We start from the raw sequence: 9,076 nt of genomic DNA on the forward strand, positions 1-9,076 counted from the left end.
TACTTACCATTTTTCCCCTTTTCTTGCCTCCTCGGGCATTAGTCGCCTCGACTACTTACCGCCCTTTCCTTTTTCCTACCTCCTCGGGCATTAGTCGCCTCGACTAGTTACCATTTTTCCCCTTTTCTTGCCTCCTCGGGCATTAGTCGCCTCGACTACTTACCACTTTTCCCCTTTTTCTGCCTTCTCGGGCATTAGTCGCCTCGACTACTTACCGCCCTTTCCTTTTTCCTGCCTCCTCGGGCATTAGTCTCCTCGACTAGTTACTGCCCTTTCTTTTTTCCTGCCTCCTCGGGCATTAGTCGCCTCGACTAGTTACCGCCCTTTCTTTTTTCCTGCCTTCTCGGGCATTAGTCTCCTTGACTACTACTAGTTCCCTTTATAATCCCTCTCCAAATCCCTTTGCCATTTACTAGCAATCTATCTAAAAAGGCTAGCCAAAAAATTGGCTAGCCTACATCTATGCACCCTCATTATAACGCGTCTCGAGGTTAACGAACTTATTATATTCCTTCACAAACGCCAATGAGACCGTACCTGTTGGACCATTACGCTGCTTGGCAATAATGATCTCAATGATGTTCTTATTCTCTGATTCCTTATCATAATAGTCATCACGATACAAGAATGCCACGATATCGGCATCCTGCTCGATACTTCCGGATTCACGGATATCCGACATCATCGGACGCTTATCCTGCCGCTGTTCCACACCACGGGAAAGCTGCGAAAGTGCAATAACCGGTACCTTAAGCTCACGAGCTAACTGCTTGAGGGAACGAGAAATCTCAGAAACCTCTTGCTGACGATTCTCGCCTGATCGACCGCTCCCTAGGATCAACTGCAAATAATCAATCAGGATCATACCTAGGCCGTGCTCCTGCTGCAAACGGCGACATTTTGAACGGATCTCACTAATCCTAACCCCTGGAGTATCATCAATAAAGATTCCGGAATTGGAGAGACTTCCCATCGCCATCGTCAGCTTACCCCAGTCCTCATCCGTCAGAGAACCCGTCCGTAATCTCTGCGCATCGATATTCCCTTCTGAACAAAGCATACGCATGACAAGCTGTTCAGCCCCCATCTCGAGACTGAAAATCGCGACATTCTCGCCGGTCTTCGTCGCCACGTTTGCAGCAATATTCAAGGCAAACGCTGTTTTACCAACAGAAGGACGGGCCCCGACAATAATTAAGTCGTTACGCTGGAACCCTGCTGTCATCCGATCCAGTTCAGCAAAGCCCGTAGAAATACCCGTAATTTCACCGACACGGTTATGCATTTCTTCAATATTGTCATACGTGCGGACTAGCACATCCTTGATATTATGGAAGGCCCCAGCATTCTTCCGCTGCGCCACCTCCATAATACTTTTCTCAGCCTCACTTAATAAGGCTTCCACTTCGTCTTCACGCGAATAACCGTCAGATGCAATAGTCGTGGCTGTCCGAATCAATCTTCTTAGTAACGACTTTTCCTCTACGATTCTAGCATAATATTCAATATTCGCAGCAGTTGGAACGGAGCCAGACAAGTCACTTAAATAACTGACTCCGCCAATATCCTCGATTAATTTAGCTGCTGCCAGCTCCTCTGTTACCGTAACAAGGTCAACCGCTTTCCCTTGATCATTTAAATCTAGCATCACATTAAAGATTTTTTGATGGGAGGCACGATAAAAATCTTCAGGAATTAATATTTCTGACGCCAATGTTAGAGCAGATGGCTCTAAAAAAATAGCCCCTAATACAGCCTGTTCTGCCTCAATATTTTGTGGCGGCATACGATCCGCATATACATCATTCATCTATTAAAAACCTCCTCGTTTACAAGGATGATTATCTATGAAAAAAATATCCTATCTCAAAAAGAAAAAGTGACCAGTAAAAACCGATCACAATCATTGTTACTACCATTACTTATTTCATTCTATCATGTTTAAGCGAACTTTCGTACTGGCAAATTTTAATTCAATTATTTAACCTCTGTTACTGAAACAGTTAAAGTGGCAGTCACTTCATGGTGCAGCTTCACTGGAACCTTCGTGTGGCCTAGCGTACGGATGGCATCTGCTAACTCCATTTTGCGCTTATCAATTTTTAGCCCATGTTTCTTTTGAAGTTCTTCGGCAATTTGCTTCGTCGTAATCGAGCCAAATAAGCGGCCGCCTTCACCAGCTTTAGCTGGTAATTCAACGGTAATTTTGTCCAATGCTTCTTTCAACTTTTTCGCCTCAGCTAATTCTTCAGCAGCAAGTTTTTCTTCTTTCTTTTTTTGCGCATCTAATGTGCTGATATTCGCACTATTTGCCTCTTTAGCTAAACCTTGCTTGAGTAAAAAGTTTTGTGCATACCCATCGGCAACATTTTTAACTTCGCCTTTTTTTCCTTTACCTTTTACATCCTTTAAAAAAATTACTTTCATTCTTTTTTCACTCCCTCAAAGTATTCATCAATTGCCAACTTTAATTGTGCCTCAGTTTCTTCAATTGATAGGCCCGTTAGCTGGGTCGCAGCATTTGTTAAATGACCGCCGCCTTTAAGACTTTCCATAATGACCTGGACATTGATATTGCCAAGTGACCTGGCACTAATCGCAATCATCCCTTCAGCTCGTCTTGCAATGACAAAGGAGGCCAGGACACCATCCATCGACAGCAGCGTATCGGCCGCTTGGGCAATGATCACTTGATCATGAACGTCTTCATCCGTTCCTTTTGCAATTCCAATCCCATCACGGTAAAAGGCGACTGATTCAATTAACTTTGACCTTTTTATATATGTATCGACATCCTCTTTCAAAAACTTTTGAACGAGAACGGTATCGGCTCCATGTGCCCGTAAATAGGAGGCCGCATCAAAGGTCCTAGAACCTGTCCGTAATGTAAAGCTTTTCGTATCGACAATAATCCCTGCTAATAGGGCAGTTGCTTCAATCATCTCAATTTTTCCACGCTTAGGCTGATATTCCAAAAACTCCGTAACCAATTCAGCAGTAGAAGAGGCATATGGTTCCATATAGACTAACAATGGAGTGGAGATAAATTCTTCCCCACGGCGATGATGGTCGATCACAACGACATGATCAATTTTATTTAGTAACCGTTCTTCAATGACAAGTGAAGGTTTATGGGTATCAACAATGACTAGCAGGGTTTTATCTGTTGCGATATCGAGTGCCTGTTCAGGACCGACAAAGTGGGAATATAATTGCTCATGCTGGCGGATTTCATCCATTAGCCGCCTTACACTATTGTCTATTTCCTGCATATTTACCACCATATAGGCTTCCTTTTGGTTCATTTGAGCAACCTTGTATATCCCAATACTGGAACCAATTGAATCCATATCAGGATTTTTATGTCCCATTATAATGACTTTATCACTAGCAATGATTAAATCCCGTAATGCATGTGAAATAACACGTGCTCTTACCCTTGTTCGCTTCTCAATCGGGTTTGTTTTCCCCCCAAAGAATTTCACTTTTCCGTTTGGCAGTTTGATGGCAACTTGGTCGCCACCCCTTCCTAAGGCTAAATCTAAACTAGATTGGGCCATGGCACCTAACTCAGATAAAGAAGAAACTCCAGTTCCAATGCCTATACTCAACGTAAAGGAAACATTTTGATTAGAGGTCATTTCCCTAATCTCATCGAGGATGGAAAATTTCCCTTTTTCCAGCGTATGAAGGATTCGTTCGCTTAGGACGGCAATAAATCGCTCCGATGAGACTCTTTTTAAGAATATCCCATAATCTTGGGCCCACTTATTTAAAATAGATGTAACTAAGTTATTAATACTGCCACGCATCTGATCATCCATACCTTGCGTTAGATCATCATAATTGTCCAAAAAGATTGTCGCGATTGCCGTACGATCATCCTGATACTTTTTCTCAATTTCCGTTTGTTCTGTTACGTCAAAAAAGTATAAAAGTTTTTCTTCCCGTTTATGAACGACGCGGAATTTCCGTTCATGCAGGGTAATGACTTCTACCTCAACTTCTTGCTTGATCAGTGGGATTAGCGCGTCAGCTATATCATAAAGCGACCTGCCAACTAAGCTTTCCTCACCAAAACAGGAAGACAGATACGGATTTGTCCATTCAATATAATACTCCTCATTGATGAGCATAATCCCAATTGGCATTTCCATCAGAGCTTCTTCCCCTACCTTTTTAACACGGTAGGAAAGCGTCGAGATATATTCCTCCATCTCTTTTCGCTCCCGGTGGTCAATGACAAACATAAAGTAGATTGGGAAGAACAGTAATAGTACCCCGGCAATACTTAAGATCAAATTATATAAGGACAGGATAATGAGCAGGATCACTGTAACGCCAATAAGCCCATAAAAAGGGTAACGAATTGACCGCTTTTCAAAAAATGCAGGCAATGTTTTCAGCTCCTTGACGTAAGTTTTACTCTTTTTTCTCAAATCGTTTTCTAAAATCAAAGCCGATATCCGTAATACCTACTAACATTATTATATAATGAATTATTGGTATGATGAAAGTGAGAATTGCTATGAACACTCCAAGTCCCTTGGCAACTTTACGTTGATGAAAAATATAAAATAAACAAGCCATTCCCTGGAGCACCAAAAATAGTTCCAAAATATAACGTGCATTGATTAAAGCTAAATATACATACGTTCCTTCTTGAGGATGGAATAAAAGCATTCCCCCAAGTGCGATTAAATAGTACCATAAGAGACTCTTTGGCAAAGTTAGGTTGCGCAGTTTGCCCCATGGCTGTACCGAAATTCCAAACCTTTTGATGATGGGAAAACAAATCCACTGAATCACAAACACAGAGCCAATAGACGCAATTATTAGCGCACCTGGTGCCAATGTTTGAATCATCTGAATCATATTGGCATTCTGCTGGTTGAGCTGTTTAATTTGTTCCTCATTTCCTAACGCCTTCAGCATATCTTGCGACATTTTTGTTGATTCTTTTAACATTTCCGTGAGTTCATGAATAATATTGAAATGGAAAAAAGCAGCACTAGCGACATAAAAAATGATCATTCCAACAATAAACATGAGAGAACCCGCAATTAAAATCGAGTTTCGGCTTCGATTTTTTTGCAACATATAGCCAATTACCGTTCCGACTGCCCCATAAATCAACATGATCGAAATACCAAAAAGCGAACCAGCAATAAAGGAAAGTAATATAGCTGCCACGAAAAAAGCACCGATATATTTCATGTTATTTTTTGCAGCAAACATCATAAATGGTAATGGTAAAACAAAATTCAATAACGGCCCTAAAACAGGGACATAGATGACGACCAGTAAAATAACTGTAAATGCAGCTAAAAGAATCGCACCTTCAGTTAGTTTGCGTACATTTTTCACTTCAACACCCCTAAATATCTAAGCCTATCCTTCTATTTTAGCTATTTACAAGCCGCTATTCAACCTTTTAATCATAAAGACCCATGGCGTGGTGCACACAAGCTAAACAACTAACGAAGTGCGTCGGTAAATTTCCAATAAAAGCAAAAAGGCAGTAAGGGCTAATCCCTTACTGCCTCAACCTTCGTAGCAAAGGGAAAATCCTTTGCACTAAGATTATTTTTTATTCACCTGCAACAAATGGTAGTAATGCCATTTGACGTGCACGTTTGATTGCAACTGTTAGTTTACGTTGGTATTTAGCGCTAGTACCAGTTACACGACGTGGTAAAATCTTTCCACGCTCAGAGATGAATTTTTTTAGTAAATCAACATCTTTATAATCGATGCGAGTGATACCATTTGCTGTGAAATAGCACACTTTACGACGCTTTGCGCGACCGCCTTTACGTCCTCCTGCCATGAAAATTCCCTCCTTTATTATTTATTCGTAACGCTTAAAAGGTTTTGGTTAAAATGGTAAATCATCATCAGAGATGTCAATTTGACCATTTCCAGCAAACGGATCTTCATCCATTCGGGTAAAACCTTTATTTTGGTTTTGGTTTTGATTAGAACGTTGATTCTGATTGCCGCTGCCATAGGAATTACCTTGAGGTTCCATAGGAGGGGCGCCATAATAATCGTTGCTTCTTCCTCCGCCGCCACCGGACGATGACTTAGGTTCTAGAAATTGAACACTTTCTGCCTGAACCTCTGTAACGTAAACACGTTTACCATCTTGTCCTTCATAGTTGCGGGTTTGAATGCGACCATCAACACCTGCTAGGCTGCCTTTTTTCAAGAAGTTCGCCACATTCTCAGCAGGTTTACGCCAAACAACACAGTTAATAAAGTCTGCTTCACGCTCACCTGATTGACTAGAAAATGGACGGTTAACTGCCAAAGTAAATGTAGCAACAGGAACCCCATTTGGTGTATAACGCAAATCAGGATCTTTTGTTAAACGGCCAACAAGCACGACACGATTCATCATCAGAATCAACTCCTTTTCTTCTGAATCATTGTTTCACGTGAAACAAATAATCCGGAAATTGTATATATTAAGCTTCTTCTCTAATTACGATATGGCGAATGATATCTTCGCTGATTTTTGCAAGACGAGAAAATTCTTGTACTGCAGCAGCTGAAGATGTTGTTTTAGCGATTTCGTAGTATCCGTCGCGGAAATCATTGATTTCATATGCAAGACGACGCTTACCCCAATCTTTTGTTTCAGCAGTTTCCGCACCGTTATCAAGAAGAATTGTGTTAAAACGCTCAACAAGAGCTTTTTTCGCTTCATCTTCAATATTTGGGCGGATGATGTACATGATTTCGTACTTATTCATCACAGTCACCTCCTTTTGGTCTAAACGGCCCGAATGGGCAAGGAGCAATTATTCATTACTCACAAGTTGAAATTATAGCACAGACGCAAGAAAAGCGCAAGCACCTTGGGGAGACTAGCCTAATACGCCGTGCTTTTTTGAGCTTAATAAAAAAACCTCCAAAGAATGGAGGGATCAAATTTTTATACGTTGAAACGGAAGTGGATGACATCGCCATCTTTCACTTCATATTCTTTACCTTCTAAACGGACCTTACCTGCTTCTTTCGCTGCCGTATGACTTCCAGCTGCAAGTAAATCGTCATAGGAAACAATTTCGGCACGAATAAAGCCGCGTTCGAAATCAGAATGGATAATTCCTGCACATTGTGGAGCTTTCATTCCTTTTCTAAATGTCCACGCCCGCACTTCCTGAACACCTGCGGTAAAGTATGTCGCTAACCCAAGTAAATGATAGGCAGCACGGATTAATTGATCTAAACCTGATTCTTCAATCCCAAGCTCTGAGAGGAACATCTCTTTTTCCTCACCCTCAAGCTCAGCGATTTCTTCCTCGATTTTTGCACAGATGACAATCACTTCGGCATTGTCAGCTGCTGCAAACTCACGGACTTTTTGTACATATTCATTTGCAGACGGATCGGCAATATCATCTTCACTCACATTAGCCACATAAAGAACGGGCTTGATCGTTAATAGATGCATACCTTTGACAAGCTTCATTTGTTCATCAGTAAAATCAACGGTACGAGCTGGTTTCTCCGCTTCAAAGGCATCACGCAGCATCGCAAGGACTTCGAATTCTGCAGCTGCCTCTTTATCCTTTTGCTTGGCCAATTTTTCAACTCGGCTAATCCGCTTTTCAACAGATTCCATATCAGCCAAAATCAATTCAAGATTGATCGTCTCAATATCATCGATAGGATCGACTTTTCCGGAAACATGGGTAATATTTTCATCAGCAAAGCAACGTACCACTTGGCAAATGGCATCCACTTGGCGGATGTGGGAAAGGAACTTATTCCCAAGACCTTCACCTTTACTTGCACCTTTAACAATTCCAGCAATATCGGTAAATTCAAATGCTGTTGGAACTGTCTTTTTGGGTTGGACAAGCTCAGTTAATTTTTGTAAACGGTGGTCTGGTACCTCAACGATACCAACGTTCGGGTCAATCGTACAGAAGGGATAGTTCGCCGATTCCGCTCCTGCTTGTGTAATTGCGTTAAATAAAGTAGATTTTCCAACGTTCGGTAAACCTACAATACCAGCTGTTAAAGCCATTCACGTTCACTCCTCTAAAAATCAATCTATTTCACATAAAGTTTTTGTTATTTTTCCAAATAGACAAGTCTTTCACAATTATAGACATTGGTCTACAAAAAGACAAGAACTTGCCTAATCTAGATAATTTCAACAATTTTTAACAGGATTTTCTCTATTATTTTAGAAAATATGGTAAAGTTTATTAAATAAAATGCTAGTTTTATAGCATGAATTAAAAGAATGTTTAGATTATGGGAGGGAGATTCATCATGAATAAGGCTATGTTACCACAAGGTAGTAAACAGATAGACAGACCTTGGGTATCAGGGAAATTGGTAAAAAAGGCAATCATACCGAGTTTTTGTTTTGCCGTATTATCAACGGTTGCATTTGAAAAAATGGTGCATGCCGCGCCAACCGTCTCAACACAGACTACTGTTAGCAATCAGGTAGTAAATACAACCAAATTTGTCAATGTTACTAGCGGCTCCTTAAATGTACGAACCAGCGCGTCCACCCATGCTGCCATCCTTGCCTCTCTCACGAAAGGAACAGCGGTCACTGTCCTGTCTGAAGCAAATGGCTGGGCCAAGGTACAGGTGAACGGGAAAACTGGTTATGTTAGCATAACCTACTTATCTTCCTCAAATCCTACTAGCTCAGCGCCGTCAGCGCCCATAAAGAAATATGTTAACGTGAGTAGCGGTTCTTTAAATTTGCGTAATGGTGCTTCCACCAATGCCGCTATTTCAACTACCCTTTCCAAAGGAACCATGGTAACAGTCTTATCTGAAACAAATGGCTGGGCCAAGGTACAGGTAAATGGAAAAACAGGTTATGTTAGTTCAAGCTTTTTATCGAACTCAACTTCTGGGACAAACACAAGTACAACGACAAGTCCGACTACAACAACCACAAAATATGTGAATATAACTAGTGGCTCCTTGAACATGCGCAATGGTGCTTCAACTAGTGCTTCGGTTATTGTTAAATTGGCAAAAAACACGGCTGTTAAAGTCTACTCTGAATCCAATGGCTGGGCGAAGGTACAAG

At 41.2% G+C, this 9,076-nt stretch carries 9 protein-coding genes; 1 reads left to right on the top strand and 8 read right to left on the bottom strand.

Features of this window, described 5'->3' with window-relative positions:
• Positions 1-460: 460 nt before the first annotated feature.
• The 8 genes from dnaB to ychF all read right to left on the bottom strand — a co-directional run bounded on the left by dnaB (position 461) and on the right by ychF (position 8,041).
• The gene (dnaB, locus tag TY15_RS22170) at positions 461-1,810 is read right to left on the bottom strand and encodes a replicative DNA helicase (protein ID WP_040206697.1); all 1,350 of its coding nucleotides are present in this window, start codon (positions 1,808-1,810) and stop codon (positions 461-463) included.
• A gap of 167 nt (positions 1,811-1,977) precedes the next feature.
• Complete coding sequence (gene rplI / locus TY15_RS22175; RefSeq protein ID WP_040206696.1) at positions 1,978-2,427, bottom strand: 50S ribosomal protein L9; 450 nt, start codon at positions 2,425-2,427, stop codon at positions 1,978-1,980.
• A complete protein-coding gene (locus TY15_RS22180; protein ID WP_040206704.1) occupies positions 2,424-4,397 on the bottom strand; it encodes a DHH family phosphoesterase in 1,974 nt (657 codons plus the stop codon). The genes rplI and TY15_RS22180 overlap by 4 nt, the downstream gene beginning before the upstream one ends.
• Before the next feature lie 25 nt (positions 4,398-4,422).
• Positions 4,423-5,367 carry a YybS family protein gene (locus TY15_RS22185; RefSeq protein ID WP_040206695.1) on the bottom strand — a complete coding sequence of 315 codons (945 nt, stop codon included), beginning with the start codon at positions 5,365-5,367 and terminating at the stop codon, positions 4,423-4,425.
• A 223-nt stretch (positions 5,368-5,590) separates the two neighbouring features.
• Entirely contained in the window at positions 5,591-5,830 is a 240-nt protein-coding gene (rpsR, locus tag TY15_RS22190; RefSeq protein WP_007088219.1) for a 30S ribosomal protein S18, read from the bottom strand.
• A gap of 48 nt (positions 5,831-5,878) precedes the next feature.
• The gene (gene ssb / locus TY15_RS22195; RefSeq protein ID WP_040206692.1) at positions 5,879-6,403 is read right to left on the bottom strand and encodes a single-stranded DNA-binding protein; all 525 of its coding nucleotides are present in this window, start codon (positions 6,401-6,403) and stop codon (positions 5,879-5,881) included.
• Between the two features lie 67 nt (positions 6,404-6,470).
• Complete coding sequence (gene rpsF / locus TY15_RS22200; protein ID WP_040206690.1) at positions 6,471-6,758, bottom strand: 30S ribosomal protein S6; 288 nt, start codon at positions 6,756-6,758, stop codon at positions 6,471-6,473.
• 182 nt (positions 6,759-6,940) lie between these two features.
• Entirely contained in the window at positions 6,941-8,041 is a 1,101-nt protein-coding gene (gene ychF / locus TY15_RS22205) for a redox-regulated ATPase YchF (protein WP_040206688.1), read from the bottom strand.
• A gap of 251 nt (positions 8,042-8,292) precedes the next feature.
• Here ychF and TY15_RS22210 point away from each other — a divergent pair.
• On the top strand, positions 8,293-9,076 hold a 784-nt coding region (locus TY15_RS22210), incomplete at its 3' end, for an SH3 domain-containing protein (RefSeq protein ID WP_187373559.1).

Source organism: Neobacillus jeddahensis, from assembly GCF_000612625.1.
Lineage (GTDB): Bacteria > Bacillota > Bacilli > Bacillales > Cytobacillaceae > Neobacillus > Neobacillus jeddahensis.